The 25325-nt window shown below is 69.1% G+C and carries 20 protein-coding genes; 2 read left to right on the top strand and 18 right to left on the bottom strand.

The window, feature by feature from the left end; genetic code table 11:
- Positions 1–186 precede the first annotated feature (186 nt).
- Positions 187–936 (top strand): class I SAM-dependent methyltransferase, encoded by a 750-nt coding sequence (locus H8S61_RS17250; RefSeq protein WP_222617525.1) that lies wholly within the window; start codon positions 187–189, stop codon positions 934–936.
- 24 nt (positions 937–960) lie between these two features.
- Here H8S61_RS17250 and H8S61_RS00750 read toward each other — a convergent pair whose 3' ends face one another.
- Both H8S61_RS00750 and H8S61_RS00745 read right to left on the bottom strand, forming a co-directional pair.
- Entirely contained in the window at positions 961–1353 is a 393-nt protein-coding gene (locus tag H8S61_RS00750; protein WP_186937598.1) for a hypothetical protein, read from the bottom strand.
- 457 nt (positions 1354–1810) lie between these two features.
- On the bottom strand, positions 1811–2377 hold the full coding sequence (locus H8S61_RS00745; RefSeq protein ID WP_186937597.1) for a hypothetical protein: 567 nt from the start codon (positions 2375–2377) through the stop codon (positions 1811–1813).
- Positions 2378–2585: 208 nt separating this feature from the next.
- Here H8S61_RS00745 and H8S61_RS00740 point away from each other — a divergent pair, with 208 nt between their 5' ends.
- Positions 2586–4424, top strand: a complete 1839-nt coding sequence (locus H8S61_RS00740) for an FAD-binding protein (RefSeq protein WP_186937596.1) — start codon at positions 2586–2588, stop codon at positions 4422–4424.
- A 72-nt stretch (positions 4425–4496) separates the two neighbouring features.
- On the opposite strand, the gene H8S61_RS00735 is transcribed toward H8S61_RS00740, so the two are convergent.
- The 16 genes from H8S61_RS00735 to trmD all read right to left on the bottom strand — a co-directional run bounded on the left by H8S61_RS00735 (position 4497) and on the right by trmD (position 25310).
- A complete protein-coding gene (locus H8S61_RS00735) occupies positions 4497–6209 on the bottom strand; it encodes a hypothetical protein (RefSeq protein WP_186937595.1) in 1713 nt (570 codons plus the stop codon).
- 359 nt (positions 6210–6568) lie between these two features.
- Positions 6569–9307 carry a pyruvate, phosphate dikinase gene (ppdK, locus tag H8S61_RS00730; RefSeq protein WP_160941731.1) on the bottom strand — a complete coding sequence of 913 codons (2739 nt, stop codon included), beginning with the start codon at positions 9305–9307 and terminating at the stop codon, positions 6569–6571.
- Positions 9308–9360: 53 nt separating this feature from the next.
- Positions 9361–10251: a pyruvate, water dikinase regulatory protein gene (locus H8S61_RS00725; RefSeq protein ID WP_154333974.1), complete on the bottom strand. Its 891-nt coding sequence runs from the start codon at positions 10249–10251 to the stop codon at positions 9361–9363.
- Between the two features lie 2 nt (positions 10252–10253).
- Positions 10254–12344, bottom strand: coding sequence for a glycine--tRNA ligase subunit beta (gene glyS, locus H8S61_RS00720; RefSeq protein WP_186937594.1), 2091 nt, complete (start codon positions 12342–12344; stop codon positions 10254–10256).
- Positions 12337–13338 carry a glycine--tRNA ligase subunit alpha gene (locus H8S61_RS00715; protein ID WP_160941733.1) on the bottom strand — a complete coding sequence of 334 codons (1002 nt, stop codon included), beginning with the start codon at positions 13336–13338 and terminating at the stop codon, positions 12337–12339. The genes glyS and H8S61_RS00715 overlap by 8 nt, the downstream gene beginning before the upstream one ends.
- Positions 13339–13383: 45 nt before the next feature.
- Positions 13384–13950: a signal peptidase I gene (lepB, locus tag H8S61_RS00710; protein ID WP_154333976.1), complete on the bottom strand. Its 567-nt coding sequence runs from the start codon at positions 13948–13950 to the stop codon at positions 13384–13386.
- A 220-nt stretch (positions 13951–14170) separates the two neighbouring features.
- Positions 14171–15193, bottom strand: a complete 1023-nt coding sequence (locus H8S61_RS00705; RefSeq protein ID WP_186937593.1) for a 4Fe-4S binding protein — start codon at positions 15191–15193, stop codon at positions 14171–14173.
- Between the two features lie 23 nt (positions 15194–15216).
- Positions 15217–15990, bottom strand: a complete 774-nt coding sequence (locus H8S61_RS00700; protein ID WP_186937592.1) for a 4Fe-4S dicluster domain-containing protein — start codon at positions 15988–15990, stop codon at positions 15217–15219.
- A 2-nt stretch (positions 15991–15992) separates the two neighbouring features.
- Positions 15993–16691, bottom strand: coding sequence for a TorD/DmsD family molecular chaperone (locus H8S61_RS00695; RefSeq protein WP_186937591.1), 699 nt, complete (start codon positions 16689–16691; stop codon positions 15993–15995).
- A gap of 15 nt (positions 16692–16706) precedes the next feature.
- A complete protein-coding gene (locus H8S61_RS00690) occupies positions 16707–17420 on the bottom strand; it encodes a hypothetical protein (RefSeq protein ID WP_186937590.1) in 714 nt (237 codons plus the stop codon).
- An 18-nt stretch (positions 17421–17438) separates the two neighbouring features.
- Positions 17439–18290 (bottom strand): DmsC/YnfH family molybdoenzyme membrane anchor subunit, encoded by an 852-nt coding sequence (locus H8S61_RS00685; RefSeq protein ID WP_186937589.1) that lies wholly within the window; start codon positions 18288–18290, stop codon positions 17439–17441.
- 6 nt (positions 18291–18296) lie between these two features.
- Positions 18297–18932 (bottom strand): 4Fe-4S dicluster domain-containing protein, encoded by a 636-nt coding sequence (locus H8S61_RS00680; RefSeq protein ID WP_186937588.1) that lies wholly within the window; start codon positions 18930–18932, stop codon positions 18297–18299.
- A gap of 10 nt (positions 18933–18942) precedes the next feature.
- A complete protein-coding gene (locus H8S61_RS00675; RefSeq protein ID WP_186937587.1) occupies positions 18943–22281 on the bottom strand; it encodes a molybdopterin-containing oxidoreductase family protein in 3339 nt (1112 codons plus the stop codon).
- 205 nt (positions 22282–22486) lie between these two features.
- On the bottom strand, positions 22487–23929 hold the full coding sequence (locus tag H8S61_RS00670) for a helix-turn-helix domain-containing protein (RefSeq protein ID WP_186937586.1): 1443 nt from the start codon (positions 23927–23929) through the stop codon (positions 22487–22489).
- Between the two features lie 95 nt (positions 23930–24024).
- Complete coding sequence (gene lepB / locus H8S61_RS00665; protein ID WP_186937585.1) at positions 24025–24591, bottom strand: signal peptidase I; 567 nt, start codon at positions 24589–24591, stop codon at positions 24025–24027.
- The gene (gene trmD, locus H8S61_RS00660) at positions 24588–25310 is read right to left on the bottom strand and encodes a tRNA (guanosine(37)-N1)-methyltransferase TrmD (RefSeq protein ID WP_160941743.1); all 723 of its coding nucleotides are present in this window, start codon (positions 25308–25310) and stop codon (positions 24588–24590) included. Before trmD ends, lepB (H8S61_RS00665) begins: the two co-directional genes overlap by 4 nt.
- Positions 25311–25325: the final 15 nt, after the last annotated feature.

The following is a 25325-nucleotide window of genomic DNA, read 5'->3' as shown; positions in this document are numbered from 1 at the left end:
CGCGAGGAGGCGGGCGGGCGCATTCCCCGAACGGGGTATTCCGCGGCGCGCGGGACGCTTCCCCTTCCCCCTCCCCCAAGGGGGTATGGTCGGGCGCGCCCGCGGGGAGTAGCGTTGCAGGCGTCGCCGGGAGCGACCGCGGAAGGGGTTGCCGAGAGCCCGGGATCGTCGAGAGAGAGGCCGCGCATGCGCATGAGCAGCTGGACGCCGGACGTCATCCGGTTCATGGAGGACGCATCCTCCCACACCCCGTACTTCGACGAGATCGCCGCCGCCGTGCTGCGCCATGCCGGGTCGACCGCGCGCGTCTGCGACGCCGGGTGCGGCATGGGCCAGCTCGCGTTCGCGCTGGCCCCGCACGCGGGCCGCGTCGACGCCGTCGACCGCTCGCCCCGCGCGATCGCCTACGTGCGGGCGCAGGCGGAGGCGCGGGGGCTGCGCACCGTGCGCCCGCGGAGGGCGGACGTCGCCTCGCTGCGCCCCGCCGAGCCCTACGACCTCATGGTGTTCAGCCTGTCCGCCTCGCTCGAGGACGCCTGGGCGGCCGCGCGCGGCCGCTGCCGCGGCACGCTCGTCGTCATCAACAAGATGCACGGCGCGCCGCCCGACCCCGACGCGCGGCGCCCGCGCGTGCACGGCCTCGAGCGCAGCCTGCGCGGCCTGCGCGCGCTCGGCATCCCCTGCGCCGGCGAAGCGCTCGACCTCGAGTTCGGCCAGCCCTTCCGCTCGCTCGAAGACGCGGCCGCCTACTGCGCCCTCTTCCGCACGCGCGACTTCCCCGCCGGCCCCGCGCCCGCCGACCTCGCCCGGCTGCTCGACGAGACGGGCGACGAGCGCTTCCCGTACTACCTGCCCGTGCGCCGCCGCCTCGCCCTCGTCGCCCTCGACCTGGGCGCCGAGCGCGTCGAGCCCTCCCGCGCCGCGCTCACGGCGTGAGGCGGGCGCTCCGCCAGGCGAGCGTCATCGGCGCAGCTGGACGGCGAAGGCCGTTTGCAGCAGGCCGATGACGAGGTAGCCCGCCGCCAGGGCGTTGCGGAAGAGCAGCAGCTCGGCCGCGCACCATACGACGAGGAACGCCCCGGCAACGAACCCGGCAGCCGCCACTGCGCGGGGCGGGCGGCCCAAGCACGCGAGCGCTGCCGCCGCCGCGTTCGCAACGCCGTTCGCCAGCATCGGAGCCAGCCTCGACCAGGACATCCCGTCCGTGGGCCCGAGCAGCATGAGCACGCTGGCCGCGAGCGCGCACGCCGCGCCCACGGCGCAGATGGCCACGAGGACGCGGTACGTCCCCCTGTCGCACACGCACTCCGACGCCCCGCGCGCCCTCGCTCCCGTTCCCGCTTCCATCCGCATAGCCGCCGCCTTCCTCGCATCGTTTTCCCGCAGGATACCGATGCCGGGGCGGTTGCGCCAGAAGCCAGGGGTTGCGTTTCCCCCGCAACCGGAACGCGCGCCCGCAACCGGGCCGCGCGGCGGGGCGCATAGGCCGAGCGATTCCCGAGCCCCGGCCGCGGAGCCCCATCGCTCGACCGGGACGCGATCCTGCGAGGGCACGCGAATCGCCGAGTTCCAAGCAATTTTGTCGTTTTGCGAACGTTCACGGTGCAAAATGCGGGAACGCCCGAACAGGCAGCTGCAAAACCGCAGGTCGGACGATCGCCGTCCGAACATGCAGGTCGATCGGACACGTTTTCCCACTCCAAACGTTCGCAAAACGACAAAATTGCTTGGGAACGACGGTTTCCCGCGCCGCGTCCTCGGCAACGACGACGCGCGCCCGCAACCGGGCCGCGCGGCGGGGCGCCCGGCCCTAGCGGCCCGGAAGGTCGAGCGCCCCGTAGAGCCCGCGCGGGACGCAGTCGAGCCAGAAGGCGACGTACTCGTCCACGCCGCCGAAGTCGTTGGGCTTGATCCAGTAGCGGATGAGCTCGGGAACGAGGTTGGAGTACACGGCGGCCTCGAGGCGCAGCGCCGGCGTGAGCCCCCTCCCGTCGCGCCGCTCGAGCGTCTCCTCGATCGCCGCGACCCTGCGCGCGTTCAGCGGCCAGTAGTAGCTTCCCCGCTTCTGCACGAGGTCCTCGTAGTCGGCCAGGAAGAACGCACGCTCCTGCTCCACCAGCTCGAGGCAGGCCTTGACGCCCTCCCGCCAGCCGAGGTCCCGCCCGATCCGATACAGAGACACCGAGAAGCAGAAGTCGAGGTACCAGTACATGATGTCGTACTTCGAGTCGAACAGCGTGTAGAACTTCTTGCGGGAGATACCGCACGCCGCGCAGACGGCGCTCACCGTCATGCTGTCGAGCGGCCGGTCAACCGCGTGCAAAACCGCGATCTTGTCCTGGAAATCGGCCGGCACGTCGGCCAACGGTATCTGCATGGGCGTCCCCTCCCCGATCTCGGCCGCACCCCTCGGCCTTCGCCGCCCATTTTGCAGAACGGGGCGGCCCCGTGTCAAGGCGTCAAGGGAACAAACGGCCCGATCTGTTTCCGCGGCGACCCCTCCTCCGCGTCCCCGTTCCTTGGCGGGCCCCGCCGCCCACCCTACCATGGAGCCGTCGACATTCGCCAACGCAAGGAGGGAAAACATGAGCACGACGAACCGAGAAGACCGCACGCCAACCGGCCGCGCCCTGTCGAGGCGCAGCTTCCTGAAGGGGCTGGGCATCGTCGGGGCCGCCGGCGCGGCGAGCGCCGCGCTGCCCGGATGCGCCGCCAGCCCGTCGTCCAAGGCGGACGCGGAGAAGGCGGCCGCCCCGACGGACGCCGCGACCCAGCGCCTGCTCGAGCGCGGCGTGGCCGGGGCGTCGCTGCCCGACGCGGCCCCCATCGCGCCGGTCGAGCCACCCGAGACGTGGGACGAGGAGGCCGACGTCATCGTCGTGGGCATGAGCGGCGGCGGGCTCGTGGCGGCCGGGTACCTCGCCGAGCAGGGGCTCAAGGTCATCGGCATCGAGAAGCAGTCGTCCGTGGGCGGGTCGTGCCGCCACGCCTGCTCGTTCGTCAACCCGTTCGGCGGCGCGAAATCGCAGCTGGAAGCCGGGTTCGAGGGCATCTGCAAGGGGGACAAGAAGGCCGGGATGCGCCGCTACCAGTCCGATTGCGGCTACTCGGTGGACGACTCCCTCATGAGCACGATGTTCGATTACGGCGGGGAGGCGTGCGACTGGGTGGTGGAGCAGCCGGGCATGAACCTCGTGTGCCTGGGGAACCGCTGGCACGACAAGGACGTCGTCGAGGGCAAGCAGAACCGCGTCCTCGGCTTCACCAACCCCATCGACACGCTGGAGAAGAACGCGCGGGCCGCGGGAGCCGTCATCGAGCTGAACACCGCCGCCGAGACGCTCGTGCTCGACGACGGCCGCGTCGTGGGGCTGCGCGTGTCGGGCCAGGAGGGCACGAAGCACCTGAAGGCCTCGAAGGGCGTGATCTTCTTGGCCGGCGGCATCGGCATGAACAAGGACCTCATCAAGGCGTACCTGCCGAGCGCCGCCGAGGGCGCGGTGCAGGGCGGCCCCATGCCCTACCACACCGGCGAGACGTTCCGCATGGGCCTCGGCGCGGGCGCCGACTTCTCCGGCTACGACTCCTGGTGCTGCTGGGAGTCAGGCATCGACGAGAGCATCGCGGGCGGCGACGGCCAGTTCTGGCACTACTTCTGGCACGGCGAGCGCCAGCTGTTCCACAACCCGTGGCTCATCATCGACCGAACCGGCACGCGCCAGCCCTACTACGCGCTCACCCGCGAGGAGTACGCGCCGCTCAACCCCGGCGGCGGCATGGGCGACCTCACCAACTCCACCCGATGGATGTCCGCCGTGGGGCACCACGTGTACAACATCTGCGATTCGAAGTTCCCCGAGGAGATCTTCAAGAAGAACACCACGCCGGAGGCGACGCACGACAAGTGCCGCATCCCCCTCACCGACCCGAGCGTGCTCGTGGACAACGCCGGCCTCGTCTCGGCCGACTGGCTCTCCGAGGTGGACGACGCCGTCGCGCGCGGCGCCGTGAAGAAGGCCGACACCCTCGACGAGCTCGCCGAGATGCTGCTGCTCGACCCCGACGTCGTCAAGGGCGCCGTGGAACGCTACAACGAGCTGTGCGCGAAGGGCGAGGACGACGAGTTGGCGTTCCCCTACGACCCGTCGTGGCTGAGCCCCCTCGACACGCCGCCGTACTACGCCGCCATCATCGGCGGGCAGATCGGCAAGACGCTCTGCGGCCTGCGCGTCAACGGCGACTTCCAGGTGATCGACGAGAAGGGCGCGGCCATCCCGGGGCTGTACGCCGGGTACTCCACGGCGGGCGGCTTCATCGGCGACGGCACCGCCGGCGGATTCTGGAACGGCACCATGTACGGCGGCGTGGGCAGCTCGCTGGTCACCGGCTACATCGCCGCCAAGAAGCTCGCCGAGCTGGAGTAGCGCCGCGGGCGATCGGGGCGGGCGCGACGCGCGCCCCGATCGCCGCGCCCGCCCCTCGCGGCGAGGCGGCGCTTACGCGTTGCGCCGCCTCGCCGCCGCGAGGGCCGCCGCTCCCGCGGCGAGGCCGAGCAGGGCCGCCGGCGCCGCGGGAACCCCGTCGCCGGTGGCGGCGAGCGCGGCAGGGGCCGCGGGCTTCGCGGGCAGCGGCGCGGGCTGCTGCGGCTCGGGATCGGGCTGCGGCAGCGGCGCGGGCTTCTCGGCTTCCGCGACGGCCTTTTCGAAGTCCGCGAGTGTGGCGACGCTGACCGGAGACACGAACGCATCGCTGCGATACGCGTCCGGCACGGCCGCGTAGAGCGCCTGCGCCGCATCGAGCGCCGTGCGGGCGCCCGCATCGGTGGCCTTCGGCAGCGCGGCCACGGCGGCCTCGAACGCGTCGATGGCGGCCAGGGCGGCGGTCCGCTCCTCGAGCGTCGCCCGCTCCCCCTCGCTCAGCAGGTGCAGCTGGTTCGCCAGCCGGGGGTCGACCGCGAGGCGGGCGCGCAGCTCGTCGGCGGCGCGCAGGTCGACGGCGTCCTGCGGCGCTGCGCCCAGCGCCGCGCGCAGGTCGGCCAGCAGCGCGACCGCCGGGTCGTCGGCCGACGCCAGCTTGAGGGCGGAGCCGTCGAACACGGCCCCGGCGGCGTCCTCGCGCCCGACGAGCGGAAAGAGGTTCGCGTTGGAGGCGTCGAGCCCCGAGACGAAGGCCTCGCCGACGGCCATCGACTCAGACGTCTGCGTCGCGATCGGCTCGCCGCGATAAGGCGCAGGGGCCGACGCGCCGTCGTTGGCCGTCACCGAGGCGCCCGAAGCGCAGAGCAGCCCGCACGAACCGCTTCCATCCGCAAGCTTTCCGGAAAGCGTCGGAGAACCTGAGAGGTTGAGACGCGCCCCCGACTCGACACGCACGGCTTGCGCCGCCTGAGCAGTCAGCGTGCCGCCGCTGATCGACGCACGCAGGTTGCCTTGTCGCCCATCGAGGTACAATGCACCGGCCGATCCGGCCGACGCCGTGACGGAGCCGCCGGACATGCTCACCGTGCCGTCCCATGCACCAATCGTCAAATCACCCGACGACGTAACGGAGCCGCCCGTCATCGTCAACGAACACGAGTAATCCACCTGCACCGCCCAGCTTGCGCCCGAGTCTATCGCGCCGCCCTCGATCGACAGCGCAGCCGCATCGCTGCCGTCGGGCGTATACCCCAGCATGAAGAGCGCGTACCCCTTTCCCGGCCCGTTCACCAGCGCGCCCCCGGAACCGGAATCCTTCACGGTCATACGAGCCGTATCGCTCAATATGAAGGTGACCGGCCGCTCCGCCGTGGCCGTATGCCCGTTCAAGTCCAACGTGACCGATGCGGCCTCGTCGAATATGAATGCGCCGACGTTGCTGCCGAAACGATCCATGCCTTTGAAACGCGTGTCTTCGAGCAAGGTGATCGTGCACGCGTCCTCCTGCCATGTCTCCGCCTCCCGCAGGCAGTAGTCGAGCGTGCCGACGACAGACGTTCCGTTGCCGAAATCAGCTCTCGCCGCCGGCTCATCGGACAAGGTAGCGATGCCGTAATCGGCCGCGGCCTCCCGAGACGCGTCCCCCGGCGCCACCCGCTCCGCAGCGAGCGCGCCGTCTCCCGCATCCGCCCACGCCGCCTGCGCGCCCGCCAGGGTCAGCGCAGCCGCCATGGCCGCCGCCAGCGCCAACCGGCGCGCGCGGCGCCCCTCCACCGTTCCGACCGTCACCATACGCGTTCGCTCCTCGTCTCGTCCGAACTCCCACCCCCGCCCGAAAAGGAAAGCACCTGCGCAGGCCCGACGGCCCCTCGTGCAGATGCTTCGTTTCGGTGGCGGGGATATTCGATTCAGCCCAGTGTAGCGAAGCGGCCTTTCCCCGTCTCCCGTTTCGCGGAACCGGGCGGCTGCGCGTCGAAACCGGCACCGCGACGAGGCCCGCCGGAGCGCAGGCCGCCTCGGACGGCGCTCCCTCGGACGGCGCTCCTTCGGACGATGCGCCCTCGAACGGCACGCCTTCCGCCTCCCCGCACGCAGAAGGGCCCGCAGCGCGTGCTGCGGGCCCTTCGATCATGCACGTGAGAAGCAGGCGGCTACTTGTCGCGACCGGCGTCCATCTTCTCGGCCAGGGCGGCCTGGCCGGCGGCCAGACGGGCCAGCGGCACGCGGTACGGGGAGCAGCTGACGTAATCGAGGCCGATCGTGTGGAACATCTTCACGGAGTCGGGGTCGCCGCCGTGCTCGCCGCAGACGCCGCAGACGAGGTCGGGGTTGCCCTTGTGGCCCAGCTCGACGCCCATCTCCACGAGCTTCGCCACGCCGGGATCGATGGTGGCGAAGGGGTTGTAGGGCAGCAGGCGCTCGGCCAGGTACTGCGGGACGAACTCGGCCTCCACGTCGTCGCGGCTGAAGCCGAACGTCGTCTGGGTCAGGTCGTTCGTGCCGAAGCTGAAGAAGTCGGCCACCGAGCCGATCTCGTCGGCCGTGACGGCCGCGCGCGGCAGCTCGATCATCGTGCCCACGGGGATGTCGAGCTCGACGCCCTGCTCGGCGGCGACCTCGGCGATGGTGTCCTCGGCAACCTTGCGCAGCTTCTCGAGCTCGGCCACCACGGACACGAGCGGGATCATGACCTCGGGCTTCGGATCGAGGCCCTCCTTCTTGAGCTCGGCGCAGGCCGTCGCGATGGCGCGCACCTGCATCACCGGCAGGATGGGGTACACGATGCCGAGGCGGCAGCCGCGCAGGCCCAGCATCGGGTTCGACTCGCTCATGCCGTCGATCTGCTCCATGAGCATGCGCTTCTCGGCGATGAGGGCCTTGTCGCCGCCCGTGGCCTCCAGCTTGGCGATCTCCACGTCGAGGGCGCGGGGGCTCTCGAGGAACTCGTGCAGCGGCGGGTCGAGCAGGCGCACGATGACCGGCAGGCCGTCCATGGCGCGGAACATGCCGAGGAAGTCGCCCGTCTGGGCCTCAAGCAGCTCGTTCACGGCCTTCTCGCGCACGGCCGGGTCCTCGTTGAGGATGAAGGTCTGGATGATCTGCTTGCGGTCGCCCAGGAACATGTGCTCAGTGCGGCACAGGCCGATGCCCTCGGCGCCGAAGCCGCGGGACAGCTCGGCGTCCTCGGGGTTGTCGGCGTTGGCGCGCACGCCCAGCTTGCGGAACTCGTCGGCCCACTCGAGGATGGTGTCGAGGTCGCCCGTCATCTCGGGCAGCACGAGCTCGACCGCGCCCAGCACCACGGAGCCGGTGGTGCCGTCGATGGAGATCATGTCCCCTTCCTTGATGACGATGTCGGTGCCCACGACGCTGGCCTGCTTCTTCTCAGCGTCGATGCGCAGCGCCTCGACGCCGCAGACGCACGGGGCGCCCATGCCGCGGGCGATGACGGCCGCGTGCGACGTCTTGCCGCCGTGCGAGGTGAGGATGCCCTCGGCGGCGATCATGCCGGCGAGGTCGTCGGGGTTCGTCTCCCAGCGCACGAGCACGCACTTGCGGCCCGCTTCGGCCACATCGACGGCGTCGGCGGCGGAGAACACGGCCTCGCCCACGGCGGCGCCGGGGGACGCGTTCAGGCCCTTGGCCACCACGTCGTAGGAGGCGTTCTTGTCGAACTGCGGGTGCAGCAGCTGGTCGAGCTGCTCGGGGTCGACGCGCATGACGGCCTCCTCCTTCGAGATGAGGCCCTCCTTCTCCATCTCGATGGCGATGTGCAGCGCGGCGGCCGCGGTGCGCTTGCCCACGCGGGTCTGCAGCATCCACAGCTTGCCCTGCTCGATGGTGAACTCGATGTCGCACATGTCGCGGAAGTGGTTCTCGAGGGTGACGAACACCTCTTCGAGCTCGCGACCGGCCTCCTCGAGGCCCTCGACGTTCTTGAGGTCGGCGATGGGGCTCGTGTTGCGGATGCCGGCCACGACGTCCTCGCCCTGGGCGTTCACCAGGTAGTCGCCGTAGAACTCCTTCTCGCCGTTGGCGGGGTTGCGCGTGAACGCGACGCCGGTGGCCGACGTGTTGCCCTTGTTGCCGAACACCATGGACTGCACGTTGACGGCGGTGCCCAGGTCGTCGGCGATCTTGTTCTGCTTGCGGTACAGCGTGGCGCGCGGGTTGTTCCAGCTGCCGAACACGGCTTCGATGGCCAGCTGCAGCTGCACGCTCGGGTCCTGCGGGAACTGCACGGTGCCGTCCACCACGAGGCTCGGGTACGCCTCGGCGTCGACGTTCTCGGCGAAGATCTGCTTGAACTCGCTCACGAGCTCCTGCAGGTCCTCGGCGGTGAGGTCGGTGTCGGACGCGACGCCGCGAGCGTGCTTCATGGCCGTGATGGCGTTCTCGAACAGGTCGCCGTCGAGGTTCATCACCACGTTGGAGAACATCTGGATGAAGCGGCGGTAGGAGTCCCAGGCGAAGCGCGGGTTCTCGGTCTGCTTGATGAGGCCGTTGATGGACTGGTCGTTGAGGCCGAGGTTCAGCACGGTGTCCATCATGCCCGGCATGGACATGGGGGCGCCGGAGCGGACGGACACGAGCAGTGGGTCCTCCGCGTCGCCGATCTTCTTGCCGATGCGGGCCTCGAGATCGTCGCGGTACTCCTGGATGGTGTCGAGCGCGCCCTCGGGCCACGTGTTGTCCGCATTGGCGTACTCCATGCAGGTCTGGCACGTGATGGTGAATCCGGGAGGCACCGGCAGCCCGATGTTGGCCATCTCGGCGAGGTTCGCGCCCTTGCCGCCGAGGATCGCCTTCATGTTCGTGTTGCCCTCAGTTACGTTGTTGCCCTGCGCGTCTTTGCCGAACGCATACACTCGCTTGACTTCTTCAGTCACCTTTTTCTCCTTAACCCGACGTACCGACTTTACAAAACTTGGGAACCTTGGTCTCAGGCTGAGCCTATCATATCAGCTGATGGAGGATGAGCCCGCTCATAGTAGCGCAAAATTTCCTGCGCCGTTTCCTCAACGGCACGATTTTCGGTGTGAATGACAATACAGCCCAGTTTGCGCATGAGCGCGCGGGCGTCCTCGAGATCCTGGTACACGTACTCGGGGTCGGCGTAGCGCGACGCGACGGCGCTCGCCCGCCCCAGGCGGCGCTGGCGGATGCCGATGAGCACCTCGGGCGTCGTCATCAACCCGAACAGCCGCGTGCGGTCGATCTGGGCGAGCTCGGCGGGCGGCTCGGTGGTGGGATCGAGCGGGATGTTCGCCACCTTGTAGCCCTGCTGCGACAGGTAGATGGACGTGGGCGTCTTCGACGAGCGCGACACGCCCAGCAGCACGATGTCGGCCTGGTGCAGCTCCTGCGGGTTGCGGCCGTCGTCGTGGGCGATGGTGAACTCGATGGCCTCGATGCGGCGGAAGTAGTACTGGTCGGCCACGTGGAGGCCGCCCGGCTTCGTGGAGGGCTCGCGGCCCGTCATGCGCGCGATGGCGCCGATGGCGTCGGTGACGAGGTCGACGGCCACGATGTCGGCGCGGCCGGCGGCGTAGTCGGCGAACTGCTGCGACAGGGCGCGGTCCACGAGCGTGTAGAACACGAGCATGCGCCCGTCGCCGGTGTTGCGCTTGTGCACGGCGCTGTGCTCGTCGATGAACTCTTTGATCTCCTCGAAGGTGCGCACCTTCGGCAGCACCTCGATGACGGGGTTCGTGACGCCGAACTGGGCGGCGGCCGCGCGGGCCACCGCCTGGGCCGTCAGGCCCACCGAGTCGCTGATCACGTGGATCGTGGGCAACTCGGTGGAGCTTCCGTAGGCGATGAATTCGTCCATGGCTACTTGGCGCCCTTGGCCATCTTGCCGAAGTCCGCCACGTGGGCGAACACGGCGACGAAACGGTTGAGCAGGCGCAGGCGGTTCTCGCGCAGGGCCCGGTCCTCGTCCATGATGAGCACGTCCTCGAAGAACGCGTCGATGGGCGCGCGCAGGGCGGCGAGCGCCGCGAGGGCGGCCGCGTAGTCGTCGGAGGCGAGGGCGCCCTCCACGCGCGCCGCCGCCTCGTCGGTGGCGGCGAGCAGCGCGCGCTCGGCGTCGGCCGCCAGCGCCTCGTCCACCTCGACGCCCAGGGCGGCGTCGCGCAGGTTGTTCGCGCGGGCGTAGGCCGTGGCCAGGTCGGCGAACGTGTCGGGGTCGTCCACGCGGGCGGCCTCGAGGGCGCGGGTGCGGGCGATGATCTGCGCCGGCTCCTCCACGCCCGTGGCCAGCACGGCCTCCACGGCGTCGGGGGCGCAGCCGCCGTCGCGCAGCATGACCTTCGTGCGCGTCACGAAGAAGTCGGCCACCTCGGCGCGGATCGCGTCGCGGTCGTAATCGATTCGCACGTTCTCGTAGGTGCCGAGCGCCGCGTCGATCGCCGCGGCCAGCGACACGGGCAGGCCCGCTTCCAGCATGGCCACGATGCCGATGGCGCTGCGGCGCAGGGCGAACGGGTCGGACGAGCCGGTGGGGCCCTGGCCCGCGGCGAACAGGCCGCAGATGGTGTCCAGCTTGTCGGCCATGGCCACGATCCGGCCCACGTCGGACGCGGGCGGCTCGTCGCCGGAGAAGCGCGGGCGGTAGTGGTCGGCGATAGCGCGCGCCACCTGGTCGTTCTCGCCGCAGGCGGCAGCGTAGTAGGAACCCATGACGCCCTGGACGCTCGTGAACTCCACGACGGCGTTCGTCACGAGGTCGGCCTTCGCCAGGTACGCGGCGCGCTCGGCGTCGGCGGCGTCGGCGGCGTCCAGCCGCGCGTCGGCGGCCAGGTGCTTCGCCAGCGCCACGATGCGGTCGGCCTTCGCCCTCATCGTGCCGAGGGCCTCCTGGAACACCACCTCGTCCAAGCGCTCGACGTACGTCTCCAGCGGGTGCTTGAGGTCCTCCTCGTAGAAGAACTTCGCGTCGGACAGGCGGGCGCGCACCACGCGCTCGTTGCCGTCGATGATGGTGTCGGCGTGCGCCGGGTCGCCGTTGGTCACGACGATGAAGTTGTTGGTGAGCGCGCCCGCCTCGTCGTACAGCGGGAAGTAGCGCTGGTGCATGAGCATGGCGTCGACGATGATCTCCTCGGGGACGCGCAGGAACTCCTCGTCGAAGGCGCCCACGAGCACGGTGGGCTGCTCGCAGAGGTTCGTGACCTCCAGCAGCGTCTTCTCGGGCAGCTCGGCGCGCGCGCCCGTCCGCCGCTCGGCCTCGGCCACGCCGGCGCGGATGACGGCCTCGCGGGCCCGCTCGCTCGTCACCACGTGCGCGGCCTCCACGACGCCCAGCAGATCGGCGGCCGTAGGCACCTCGTGGGGGCCGGGGGCCAGGAAGCGGTGGCCGCGCGTGAGGTTGCCGGCCTCGAGGCCCGCGAACCGCACGGGGATCACGCGCTCGTCCAGCAGCGCCACGAGCCAGCGCACCGGGCGCGAGAAGTACTCGCTCGTGGTGCCCCAGCGGCACGACTTCGGCCACGAGATGCCGGTGATCACGCCTTCCAGCACGCCGGGCAGCAGCTCGGCCACGTCGCGCGCGGCGATGCTGCGGGTGGCGAACACGTACTCCACGCCACCTTCCTCGCGGCGCTCGAGCGCGTCGACCTCGACGCCCTTGCCGCGCGCGAAGCCGAGGGCGGCCTTCGTCGGGTTGCCGTCCGCGTCGAACGCGATCTTGGCGGAGGGGCCGCGGAACACCTCTTCGAGGGCCGCGGTCTCGTCGGCCACGTCGGCCACGAGCGCGATGAGGCGCCGCGGCGTGGTGTAGACCTCCACGGCGCCGTGCGGGATGCGCACCTGGTCGAGCGCCTCGCACACGAGCTTCTCCAGCTGCTGGGTTGCGCGGTGCAGGTCGAACGCCGGGATCTCCTCGGTGCCGATCTCGAACGCGAGCGTATGCAGGCTACTCACGGCCGGCCTCCTTCCCCGCTTCGGACTTCGGCGCTTGCGCGCCGTCCTCCGCCGCGGCGTTCTCCTCGGCGGGCTTGATGCCCACCACGTGCTCCATGTACGAGGCGCACACCGCCTTGGCGATGGTGCGCACGCGCAGGATGTAGGCCATGCGCTCGGTGGCGGAGATCACGCCGCGCGCGTCGAGCAGGTTGAAGGCGTGGCAGCACTTGAGCACGCTGTCGTAGGCCGGTAGCGGCAGGTTGGCCTCCAGCGTGCGCAGGCACTCGGCTTCGCGGTCGTTGAACTCCTGGAACAGGAAGTCGGTGTCGGCCACCTCGAAGTTGTAGCGCGAGTACTGGCGCTCGTTCTCGAGGTACACGTCGCCGTAGGTGAAGTTCACGCCGTCGGCGCCGCGGCTCCACACGATGTCGAACATGCTGTCGACGCCCTGGATGTACATCGTCAGGCGCTCGAGGCCGTAGGCGATCTCCACGGGCACGGGGTTGCACTCGAAGCCGCCCACCTGCTGGAAGTAGGTGAACTGCGTCACCTCCATGCCGTCGATCCACACCTCCCAGCCGAGGCCCCACGCGCCGAGCGTCGGGCTCTCCCAGTCGTCCTCGACGAAGCGCACGTCGTGCGCGTCCACGTCGATGCCGATGGCGCGCAGGGATCCCAGGTACAGCTCCTGGATGTTGTCGGGCGAGGGCTTCATGAGCACCTGGAACTGGAAGTAGTGCTGGGTGCGGTTCGGGTTCTCGCCGTAGCGGCCGTCCGTCGGGCGGCGGCTGCCCTGCACGTAGCAGGTGCGCCACGTGTCGGGGCCCAGCGAGCGCAGCGTGGTGGCCGGGGCGTTCGTGCCGGCGCCCACCTCGTTGTCGTAGGGCTGCAGCACGACGCACCCCTGGTCCCCCCAGTAGCGCTGGAGGTTCATGATGACGTCCTGGAACGTCGGCGGGAGCTGGCTTGCGGCCCCCTGCTCCGCGGCGGCGGATGCATGTTCGGTTGACATGGTTCTCCTTGTCTCGATCAAACCCGTACCCCTCGACCGAATGAGCTAGTCGAGCAGGCTGAAATCGTTGAGCGGCCAGTACACGAGCGCCCCCCTGCCCGTCACCGAGGAGACGGGTATGGCGCCGAAGAATCGAGAGTCTTGGGAGTTCGTGCGGTTGTCGCCCATCATCCACAGGTACCCCTCGGGCACCGTGTAGGGGTAGGTGACGTCGCTGGCCAGCGTGTAGCTGGGCTTCCCGTCGGTGTAGGGCTCGGACAGCGCCACGCCGTCCACGTACACGAGGCCGTCCTCGTCGTTGATGTCCACCGTCTGCCCGCCCACGGCGATGCAGCGCTTGATGAGCACGCGGCCGGGGATCTCGGGGTCCTGGAACGTGACGATGTCGCCCGGCTCGGGGTCGCGGAAGTAGTAGCTCACCTTCTCGGAGAACACCATGTCCCCCACCATGATGGTCTCCTCCATGGAGCCCGAGGGTATCTCGTAGGCCTGGAACACGTACGTGCGCAGCACCCACGACAGCCCGAATACGAAGGCCACCATGACCAGCAGGCTGACGAAGGTTCTGAGTATGCCCGGGCTCTGGCGGTCGGCGTGCTGTCCGGAATCCATGAAGTCTGTCTATCCTTTCGAAGCGGGCGCGCGGCGCCCGAATGAGATCACGAGCGTATATGATAGCGCGTCTGCACAACGCGTTCGGCGCGTTCGACAAAGTTTGCAGAAATTCCCGATCATCGGGCGAAAGACGAAAACCGCCGGCGCATCGCAGGCGTCGGCGGTTTCCAGCATCGGCTCGGGAGGGCTCGGGCGGCGCCGCGCGGCGCTCGCCCGCTCAGCGTCGCGCGGGGAAGCTGATCGCGCGGGCCGGGCAGTTGACCGCGCAGTCGCGGCACTTCGAGCAATCGTGCAGGCCCTCCTCGAAATGGGGGTCCAGGCCCTCAGGGCACAGATCGGCGCAGACCGTGCAGTCGACGCCCTTGCCGCGCAGGCACTTCCCCCCGTCCACCTTCGGGCGGAACAGGCGGTTGGGCCTGCTGAGCAGCGAGACCAAGGCCCCCAAGGGGCAGAACCGGGAGCACCACTTCCGCAGCACGGTCAGCTCGAGGACGAGGAGCAAGGGGAACGCCACGACGCCCCACGACAGCGTTTGGATGCCGAACAGCTGCACGAGCGCGATGATGCTGGCGAACGTCAGGCCGATGGGGCACACGAGGCAGAACACCGGGAACCCGAACACGGCGGCGCTCAGCAGCGTGCCGCCCAGCACGATATGACGCGAGTCGAGCGCGGCGCGGGGCTCCTTCGAGCAGCTTGCGCACGCGCCGCAGCTCCGGGCGCGGCGCGGGGCGGGCCGCACCACCCCGAGCCCCACCGCCTCGCTGCCGTCCTCCCGCCTCGTCTTCGTCGACGCGATGCGCGGGACGTTGCGCACGACGGCGTCGAAGCAGGAGCGGATGCTCGGCACCGGGCACACCCACGAGCAGAAGAACTTGCCCAGCACGATCGCCGCCACGACGACGATGAGCAGGAACGCGAGCGCCTGCGGGATGAGCAGCTTCGCCGCCACCATCGATTCCAACGCCCCGAGCGGGCAGATCGAGGCGATGGACTCCCAGCCGAACGACGAGAGCGCGCCCGTGCCGCCCACGTTGAGCACGATGGCCGCGCAGGCGGCCAGGAAGACGGCCCCCACCGCCACGCGGCGCGCGAGGGGCTTCTTCACCGGGCGCTCGTGCAGCGCGTCGTCCGCCGGCGCGGCCTCGGGCGCCGCGGCCGGCACGGCGGCATCCGGCGCCCGCTCCAAGCCGAACGCCGCCTCTTCCGGATCGGCCGCGATGCCGTTCGCATCGACCATGATCGACCCCCTTCCTCGCGGCGTCACGCCTCTGCGTCCGCCGCGCGTCGTACGATATTGATGCCGCGCGGAAGCGCGCCGGTCTGCCGGTAGTAGGCCAGCGAGCTCGCATAGGACGCCTCGCCCGCCTCGGCCCGCTCCTGCAGCGTGGCCACGCCCACGAGCTGGCGGTACGACGCGCTCGGGCACACGGCCTCGCACTTGCCGCAGCCGTTGCACTTCTCGGCCAGCACCTCGGGACGCTGCTCGTCGTTCATGACGACGGCCTCGTAGGGACAGGCGTCCACGCACAGGCGGCATCCCGTGGGCGTCTGTCCCAGCTGCGGGAAGTTGATGCAGTACACCGGGTCGATCACCGCCTCGCCGATGCGCTCCCGCCTCTCGTCGAAGGCCTGCAGCGCGCCGGTCGGACAGTTCGCGATGCACCGCTTGGTCTGCCCGCCCACGTGCTCCGGGTCGCAGAAGTTGCAGTACCCGACGTCCGCCTCGTGGTACTCCGTCGTTCCCAGCGTGCGCTCGAGGGCGTGGTTGCGGAAGTTGAGCCGGGGCGTGCGCACGTTCAGCAGCCCGTCCTCCACGCCCGTGCTCTCGATGGCGCGCATCGGACAGGCCTGCCGGCAGCGGTCGCAGCGGATGCAGGCGCTCAGCAGGCGGTCTTCGTCCTGCCCGCCGGGAGGCCGCAGGAACCGCCGCTCGGTGGCCCACGCGTAGCGCCCCGCGCCGCCCAGCCCCAGCAGCGCCGCCGCGGCCACGCCGCCCGCGATGAGCGAGCGGCGCGAGATCACCGGGCCGTTCATGCTCACCGCACCTCGGCCTCGAGGTCCTGCAACGTGCGCAGGTCGAGCTCGAGGTAGCCCTGCGTGATCTTCAGCACCCCGCGGTAGAACCTCGTCTGCAGCATGGCCAGGGCCAGCTCCATGAACTGCGGGAACCACGTGAGGATGTGCTCCTCGATGAAGCGCCGGGAACGGTCGAGCTTCCGCAGGGCCTCGTCGGGCTCGCCCGCCCGCAGATGGCGCGCCGCCTCCTCGGAGAGCACCGCCAGAAACTCCAGCTCGAAGGACAGATGGCTCTCCGGCATGCCGCTGTTGTCGGCGAGGCGCAGGCACTGCTCCCCGTAGACGCGGCTCACCTCGTTGCGCGGCGCGCCGTAGGTGAGCCCCGCATCGTCCAGGAACACCGAGGCGTTCGGCACGCAGTAGCGCCCCTTGTAGGCTTCGGCGCCGCCGAACGTGCCCGTCCATTCGGTGGCCAGGATGCGCCGCGTGCCCGTGTGCCGCTTGCGCAGGACGCGGCGGATGTCGTCGAACCCCTCGTCGAGCAGGGTCTCCCCCACCGCGTAGCGGCCGTAGTCCTCCTCGGCCATGCGGTCGATCTGCTCCTGCGCGAGCGGCTTGAAGTACAAGCCCGCCAGCATCAGGTAGAACCCGGATCGGCTTTCCAGCACGTCGCACATCTCTTCGAGCAGCTCGCTTTCGAGCGTTTTCTCAGCTTGCATACCGCATCGTCCTTCCTATGCCCGAGCCGCGCTCGTCGCGTCGGCTGCCACCTTGAGGCCGGCTTCGGTCGCCTGCCAGCCGCCGTCGTAGAACAGCGCCCCGGCGCGCTCCAGCTTGTCCACGAACACCGAGGGCTGCACGCCCCCGTCTCCCGCCTCGCGGCTGAGCCCGGCCACGGCTTGCCCGCGCAAGAACGCATCGACGTCCGCGAACGAGTGCTTGTCCCGCAAAAAGCCCACGATGGAAAGGTAGGCGTCGCGACGCGCGGGCGCGTCGTCGAGCAGCGCGCGGAAGCGCCGCTCGGGGTCGAGCCGCTCGGCGGCCTCCTTGCCCACCGCGGTGATCCGATAGGCGAAGCCCTCCACCAGATCGTCCACCTCGTTCTCGGTGAGGCCCGCCTTGTCCGCTTCGAGCACGGGGTTGCCGGCCTCGTCGAGCTCGAAGAGCTCGAGGCCGTGATGGTTCGCCAGCTCGGTGATCAGCGCGAACTGATCGCGCGTAGCCGCCTTGAACGCCGGCCACGAGGCGATGCGCTCCTCCAGCTCGGACAAGCCCACGCGCTCGGCGCAGCTGACGAGGATCTGGTAGTCGAGCTCGCGGATGAGCGGTTCGAACTGCATGAACCTCACCAGCCGCTCCACCTTCTCCTCGAAGGTCAAGTCCGGCTCGGCCTTCTTCTCGGCGATGTCTTTGTTCGCGGGTTCGTCCGCGTGGGTCTTGTCCGACATGGGATTGCCTTTCTCGAATCAGAACAGGTACAGGCCGCGGTTGACCGTCGCTTCCCAGATGAAGTTGAGCTGGTAGGCGGCAACCGCCCACATGAGCAAGCGCACGCACAGCGCGCCGCCGACCCCCGCGAGCACGCCGGCGACGGCGAGCGGCAGGGTGGGCGCCTTGAAGGCGAACCATGCGGCCGCGCCTGCCGTGGCCAGCGCGAACGCCAGCGACAGCACGGCGAACAGCACGGCGTCGCCCTCGAGCAGCCCCGCGCCGCCCAGGCCGGCCGCGTAGGCGGCGTCCGCCACGACGGCCAGCACGGCCAGGCCGCACGCCGCCTTGCCGACCAGGCGCAAGCCCGCCTCGTTCTCGGCCTTGCCCGAGGCGATCGCCGCGTAGGCGAGCGCGCCGAGGGCGAGCGAGGTGAACAGGTAGCAGAACGCGAGCGCGATCTGATGCCAGCCCGGCTGCGCGGCCACCTCGAAGTACGCGTAGCCCTGCAAGAACGAGGCCACGACGCCGATGAGGATGGAGCACGCCGCCAGCACCTTCTCGGCCGCCTTGTTCTCCATCGACGCGACCAGCAAGAACACGAGGGCGGCCACGCCGCCGAACGCCAGGCCCAGAAGCTCCAGGGCGATGCCCGAGAACGAGAGCAGGTTCGCGATGGCGCCCATGAAGCGCTCGGGGTGCGCGAGGTGGAAGACGCTCATCAGGCCGCCCACGCCCAGCAGCGCGATCGCGCCGATCAGGGCGATCTGCTTGGTCTTCTTGCCCGGCTCTGCGGCCAGCTGCGCGAGGCCGGCGGTGGCCAGCAGGCCGAATCCCGCGCCGGCGATCAACGTGAACAGCACCAAGGGCCATTGGATTCCGATTTCCATGATGGTCTACAGCTCCTTCCATTGCGCGACGGACGGGGACAGGATGTAGCGGCACGTGGGATGCGCGCCCGACGGGTCCGCTAGGGCGTGGACGTTCTCCGAGCCCTCGCCGCCGGCCGCTGCGAGCGCCTTCGACGCCGCGGAATCCGGGTCGTCCAAGTCGCCGTAGTAGCGCGCCCCGCAGCAGCAGTTGTGCACGCAGGGCGGCACGGCGTGCTCCTCGTCGAAGCTGTCGTTGATGTTCTCCACGCCGTCGGACGCGGCCGTGAGGTGGTTGCACAGCGTGCACTTCTCCACGACGCCCTCGTCCTCGTTGAACTGGCGCACGCCGAACGGGCAGGCGTACATGCAGTACTGGCACCCGATGCACAGCTCCTTGTTGATCATCACCACGTTGTTGTTCGGATCGCGGTACGATGCGCCCGTGGGGCACACGCTCACGCAGGGCGAGCTCTCGCACTGCTGGCATTGCATGGGCATCCAGTACATCTCGATGTCGGGGTACGCGCCCGTGGGCCCGATGGCCATCACGCGGTTCCAGAACGATCCGAGCTTGATGTTGTTCTCGTACTTGCACGCCACCGTGCACGAATCGCAGCCCGAGCAGCGGTTCAGATCGATCACCAAAGTTCGTCTTGCCATGGTGCGCCCCCTAGTTCTTGAAAGTCTCGTTGGTAAACGTGTGCGCTTCGTCGAACGTGACCACCGGCGTCCAGCTGGCCGCGGGGTCGCTCATCGTCTCTGCGAACGGATGCGCGTCGACGTACTGGTTCTTGTTCGTGTACATGAGCGGCTGGAACTCCTCCGGCTCCACCCACACGCGCGCCGGCTTCTCGGCCTTCTCCACCTTCACGCAGAAGCCGCGGTTGGTGTAGGAGCCGTAGCACTCGTTGAACGGCGCGGTGTTCTTGGTCAGGATGTTCACATTGCACTCCTGCCAGCCGCCGCTCTTCGTCTCCTGCGACGAGTCGAAGCACTCGGGATTCCAGAAGCGCTCCATCCACACCACGTTCTCGTGCATGCCGTCGGTGATGTACACGCGCGCGTGCGTCGAGCCGCGGCGCGAGGTGACCTTCGCCCAGTCCATGTGCGCGAGTCCGTACCGCTCGGCCGTCTTGCTGTTCATGCGCAGGTCGGGCGCGGGCCATATCTCGCGCATGTAGGGCGCCTGGCGCTGCGTGCCGTGGTGCGTGTAGTACACGCGGCCGCTCGTCAGCGTGAGGGGGTACTCGGCGTCGTAGCCCTCCGTGCCCTCGAGCGGGCTTTCGGCCGGCTCGATGTGCTGGCAGATGGGCGCGTAGGTGCCCTCGTAGTCGCCCTGCCCGATGGACGGGTCGACGTCCACTTGCGCGCGCGGATAGCAGCAGGGGAAGCCCGTCTTCGCCAGCTGCACGAGCATCTGCGCGTACACCTCGAACTTGCGGCTCTCGGTGCCGAAGCCGGCCTTCAGGCCGTCGACGGCCACCTTCTCGTGCTGCCCGTACGTCCAGAAATCGTCCGGCGAGCTCCACCAGCGATGCGTCCCGTCCGCCTGCAGCTTGCCGCCGCCCTCGCCCGCCACCGGCGTCTGGTACCGCTCGGGGTCGGCATGCAGGGCCTCCATGTCCGGCGCGCCGAAGCGCTCGGCGAACGACTGCTGGATGCGCTCGTCCGACTCCTCGCCGAACATGATGCCGGGAGGCAGGGGGAAGCGCAGGTTGAACTTGCTGCGGTCGATCTCGTGCAGGTACGAGGCGCCCTTCGACGTGGTCAGGAAGCCGTCGACGGCAACCGTCGGGTTGTCCTGGTACGTCTTGTTGGTGGCCTGGCCCACCGCTCCCAGCACGATGTCCTCGCCGGCTTCCAGCTTGGCGTTCAGCAGCTCGGCCACCTTGCCCGTCACCTTCTTGGGCGCCACGAAGTTCGACACCGTCTCGCCCAGGTGCAGGATGGGGAACATGCCGAACTTGAAGTTGAGCTGGCCCGTGTCCGTCGTGTCGGGCGAGGGGTCCTTGATCTCGCCCTCGGTGGTGATGTCGCGCCCGTCGTGGCTCGTGACCTCGAGCCACTCCTCGATGGGGAAGATGAGGTCGGCCACCTCGGCCTGGAACGAGGTGATCATCGGATGCTGGCAGATGCAGAAGTCGATCTCGGGGAACACGTCGTACCACGACTTCGCGTTGCCCAGCATGGCCAGCTTGTTGCCCGACATGTCGAACCACACGCGCGGCTTGTAGGGCTCGCCGGTCTTGATGGCCTCGAGCACCGAGGGGATATGGCTGTGCTCCCAGTGGTACAGGCCCTTGTGGTTCTTCATGCCCAAGCGGTCGAGGCGCAGCTGGTTCGTGACGTACAGCAGCTCCGCGGAATGCGGCGTGGGGAATCCGTCGGGGTCGGGCGCGAACGCTTCGAGGCGCGCGGCGTTCTCCTCGGGCGAGTTGCCCACGATGTAGCCCACGCCGCAGTCGTGCACGATGTCCACGTTGCGGTACTGGAAGATGGTGGTCGGGCGCAGCACCTCGCCCGCGTCGTTCGTTTTCGCCGGCGCGTTCTGCGTGAGCGTGCAGCCCGGCTTGTTCACGTAGCCCATGATGGCGTCGAGGCCGCACAGGCCCACGGGCAGCTGGTGGGCGATCTGCTCCATGTCGGAGGACACGCCGTGGCAGATGCCGCCGCACTTCCCCTCCTTGAGGGGCTCGGCGTACAGCAGGATGGCCTTCTCGTTGACGTCAGCCGGCACCCAGGCAACCTTCTCGGTCTGCTCGAGCGTCCATACCGCGGCGGCCTCTTTGTAGATCTGCCCGGCGCTGCGGGCCTTCACGCCCAGCTCGTCGATGGTGCCGCTCCAGAAGATCTCGGGATCCACGCTCTCGTCCTGGTACTCGAAGGGAACGAGCGCGCCGCTCTTGGCGTCGAAGCACACGTAGGCCGGGGTATCGACAGGCGTGCTCTGCACGTAGTCGGGCCAGATGTCGGTGGCGCGGTACGGCAGCTTCGTGTCCTCGTCGATGATGAAGGGCAGGTTCGTCCACTGCTTGGTGAACTCCTCGTCGAACAGCTCGTGCTCGATGATGTAGTTCCACCACGACAGCGCGAGCGCGCCGTCGGCGCCGGGCCGCACGCGCAGCCACACGTCCGCCTTCACGGCGTCGGGGCTCATGTTCGGGTCCACCACCACCGTCTTGCAGCCGGCGTCGCGCAGCTCGGCCATGCCGCGTCCCGACTGGGCCGTCTGCGACACCGAGGGCTGCGCGCCCCACAGCACGAGCATCTTCGTGTCGATCTCGTCGGCGTAGCCCTTCTTGTTCTCGTCGTCGATCTGGTCCCACACGCCCATCTTCTCGTACCAGCGCTTCGCGATGCCCTTGAACGGCTCCTGAGCCGCCGCGTCGGCGATGGACTGGTCGGCGCCGCCGTACATGAAGAGCGCCACGGAATAGCGCGGCAGGTAGCACTGCGCGCAGCCCGGCTCGAACACCGTGGGAGAGCCCAGCGAATGGCTCATGGTGATGGCCTGGCGCATCGCGTAGGATCCGCCGCCGCCCACCGAGGTGAAGAACGAGTACGTGCCGTACTTCTCGATGGATTCGGCGATCTTGGAGGCCGCGAGGTCGATGGCCTCGTCCCACGAGATGCGCTCCCACGCCATCTCCTCGGCGCCGCGCGGGCCCGAGCGCTTGAGCGGGTACAGCACGCGACGCGGGCTGTAGCAGTTGTTGATCTGGTTCATGCCCTTCATGCAGAAGGCCCCCAGCGACGTGGGCGCGTAGGGATGGCCCTCGATCTTCACCACGATCCCGTTCTCCACGTACACGCGGCAGGGGCAGGCCTGGATGCAGCCGCGGCACGTCGAGACGTACGTCTTGCGCTGGCCGGCGGCCGCGGCGTCGGCGGCCCACGCCTTGTCGGTTTTCTGAAGCTTCCCCCCGTACTGCGTGCCCAGTGCCGCAGCGGCGCCCGTCAGGGATGCCGCCTTGATGAAGGAGCGTCTGGTCAATCCCTCACTCGTCATAGAACTTCCTTTCTTTGGCAGATGGCATAACGCTACGAGCGGCATTATTGCCACTGCCGAAGATCGGAACAATGATCCCGAAGGATGATGTTTCGAAGGCGAGGGGGCCTCACCCGCTGGGTGATGCGGGGCGTTCGGGCCTCATCCGCGCAGGTGATGGGCTCGGAGTCGAGAGAAGGCGGGCGGCGGGCCCGATGCGGCCGCTTTACGGGCCCTGAATGACGTCGATGAACTCCTGGCGCTTGTGCACGCCGAACTTCGCGTAGATGTTCCTGATGTGGGTCTTGGCGGTGTTGCGCGACATGCACAAGCTGCCCGCGATGTACTCGGAATCGCGGCCCGCCTTCATCAGGGCGAACACTTCCAGCTCCCTCGGCGACAGATGCACGTCGCCGAAGCCCTCATCCTCCGCGGGCGCGCGGTCGCTCGCGGCGCCCGCATCGCCGTCTTCGCGAGGAGCGTCGCCCTGCACGAGGATGGAGGAGATGTCGACTTGGCGGATGGCCACCGCGCACAGCAGCAGGATCGCCACCATGACGATCACGATGGCCGGCAGGGTTTGTGCCAGGTCCACGTCGGGCAGCACGTACACCCCGATCAGGCAGCCGAGCAGCGATCCGGCGGAGTACGCGCTGCGCCCGTACCCGAACACCTGGATCGGGGAGAAGTAGCGGCTGTGCCCGAGGTAGGACATGAACACCCAGATGTACGACGAGAACAGGCAGTACACCAAGAACGTCCCGCCGATGGCGATCGGGTTGCCGAAGTCGAACAGGTAGGCCGCCACCACGAACGCGATCAGGCAGAAGGTGATCGGGCGGTACAGCCGCTCGAACTGCACCCGCTGGACGAACCCGAAGAAGAGGGCCAGCACGAACGACACCATCACGAGCAGGCTCACGCCCAAGGTCAGGCCGCTGTTGAGGCTCTCCTGCGGGAACCAGGAGTTGCCCAGCCCGTTCTGCAGGAAGGCGACGGCCGCGATCAGGAAAACCGCCACGAGGAAGCGCGTGAACGAGCGCAGGGGCAGCTTCCCCGATTCGACGGTCGCCGCGCTCACGGCCACGTCGTCGCCCGAAGGCGCGGTCATGACGATCATGAGCGCCGACAGCAACGGCAGGATCACGGCGACGAGCAGGCACACGATGGGCCAGGTGCCGATGCAGAAGAAGAACACGAGGCCGGCCGCCACGTCGCTGAGCAGCGTGCCGATCACGGCGGTGTTGACCCGTACGGCCGAGTATATCTGACCGGCCCTGATGGCGATGGGAGCGGTTCCGATCCCCGTCAGCGCGCCGCCCAGGAAGAAGAGCCAGCTTCCCGGATCGCCCCACAGCACGAGGGAGGCGAATTCCATCAGCACCCCGACGCTGGCCGCCGCGCCGAACGCCACCATCATCCCCTTCAGGGAGAGGATCTTGACGGATCTGACGTGGAACACCGAGAGCGCGACGGAAGCCGCAATGAAGCACACGGTGGAGACGTAGTACATGCTCAGCCCCGGGTTGGCGCCGTCCGGCAGCACGAACGTCAGCCAAAGCGGCGAAGAGTACATGACCAGGAACCATGCGCGCCAAAAGGCGTAGGACAGGTATTTCGCAGCCGACCAGCTGGTGATGTATGGCGCTTCGCTCGAGTGGTTATGCATGTCCCGCCACTCCCCCCTTGACCGTATCCCGTCGCCATGAACGCGCCGATCCCCCTGGGCCGTTCGGCAGGATCATTCTAGCATGGCCCCCGACGCTACTCCAGGAAGCCGAGGTCATTCAAGGGCCAGAGGACGGCCACGCTGCGGGCCTCGGCCGACGAGGCGGGCACGGCGCCGAAGAAGCGCGAATCCTGGGAGTTCGTGCGGTTGTCGCCCATCATCCACATCATGCCCTCGGGCACCGCGTAGGGATAGGAGACGCCGTTGGCCAGCGAATACGTGGGGAGGCCGTTCGTGTAGGGCTCGGACAGCGCCACGCCGTCCACGTACACGAGGCCGTCCTCGTCGTTGATGTCCACCGTCTGCCCGCCCACGGCGATGCAGCGCTTGAGGAGGAGCCGGCCGGGAACCTCCGGGTCCTGGAACATCACGATGTCACCCGGCTCGGGGTCGCGGAACCGGTAGCTCACCTTCTCGGCCAGCACGTGGTCGCCCGTCATGATGGTCTCCTCCATGGAGCCGGTGGGCACCGCGTAGGCGTGCCCCACGTAGGCGAACGTCAGGTACGACATCAGCGCGACGAAGCCCAGCCACACGAGCAGGTTGAGGAAGCGGCGCAGCAGGCCGGGCTCCTGGACGGCGGCGTGCTCTCCGGAGTTCACAGGCCCAGCTCCTCGAGGCGGGCGCGGTCGGCGGCGCTCAGCTCGACGGCGTCGAGCAGGTCGGGGCGCAAACGGGCGGTGCGCTCGAGGCTCATGGCCCGGCGCCAGGCGGCCACGGCCGCGTGGTTGCCCGACAGCAGCACCGGCGGCACGTCCATGCCGCGGAACGTCGCCGGGCGCGTGTACTGGGGGTACTCCAGCAGGCCATCGGCGAAGCTCTCGCCGAGGGCGCCCGTCTCGGCGCCCAGCACGCCGGGCAGCTTGCGCACGGCGGCGTCGATGACCACCATGGAGGCCAGCTCGCCGCTGGTCAGCACGTAGTCGCCCAGCGAGATCACGCGGTCGGCCAGCGCGTAGGCGCGCTCGTCGATGCCCTCGTAGTGGCCGCACACGAACAGCAGGCGCTCCTCGCGCGACAGCTCGCACGCCACGGCGTCGGTGAAGGGCTCGCCGCACGGCGAGAGGAACACGGTGGTCGGGCGCGGGCCCTCGCTCGCGATGGCGTCGTGCGCCTCGAAGATGGGCTCGCACTTCATGACGAGGCCGTCGCCGCCGCCGTAGGGGTCGTCGTCGGTGGTGCGATGGCGGTCGTGGGTCCAATCGCGCAGGTCGTGCGCCTTGAACGTCAGGATGCCCTTCTCCTGGGCGATGCGCATCATGGAGGAGCCCATGACGGATGCGTACATGTCGGGGAAGGTCGACAGCGTTTCGATGATCACGGGCGGGTCCTTTCG

It is taken from the genome of Eggerthella hominis (assembly GCF_014287365.1).
In the GTDB taxonomy this organism is placed as follows: Bacteria; Actinomycetota; Coriobacteriia; order Coriobacteriales; family Eggerthellaceae; genus Eggerthella; species Eggerthella guodeyinii.
The sequence above is the reverse complement of the archived record's forward strand: the minus strand, read 5'-3'. Positions and strand labels throughout refer to the sequence as shown.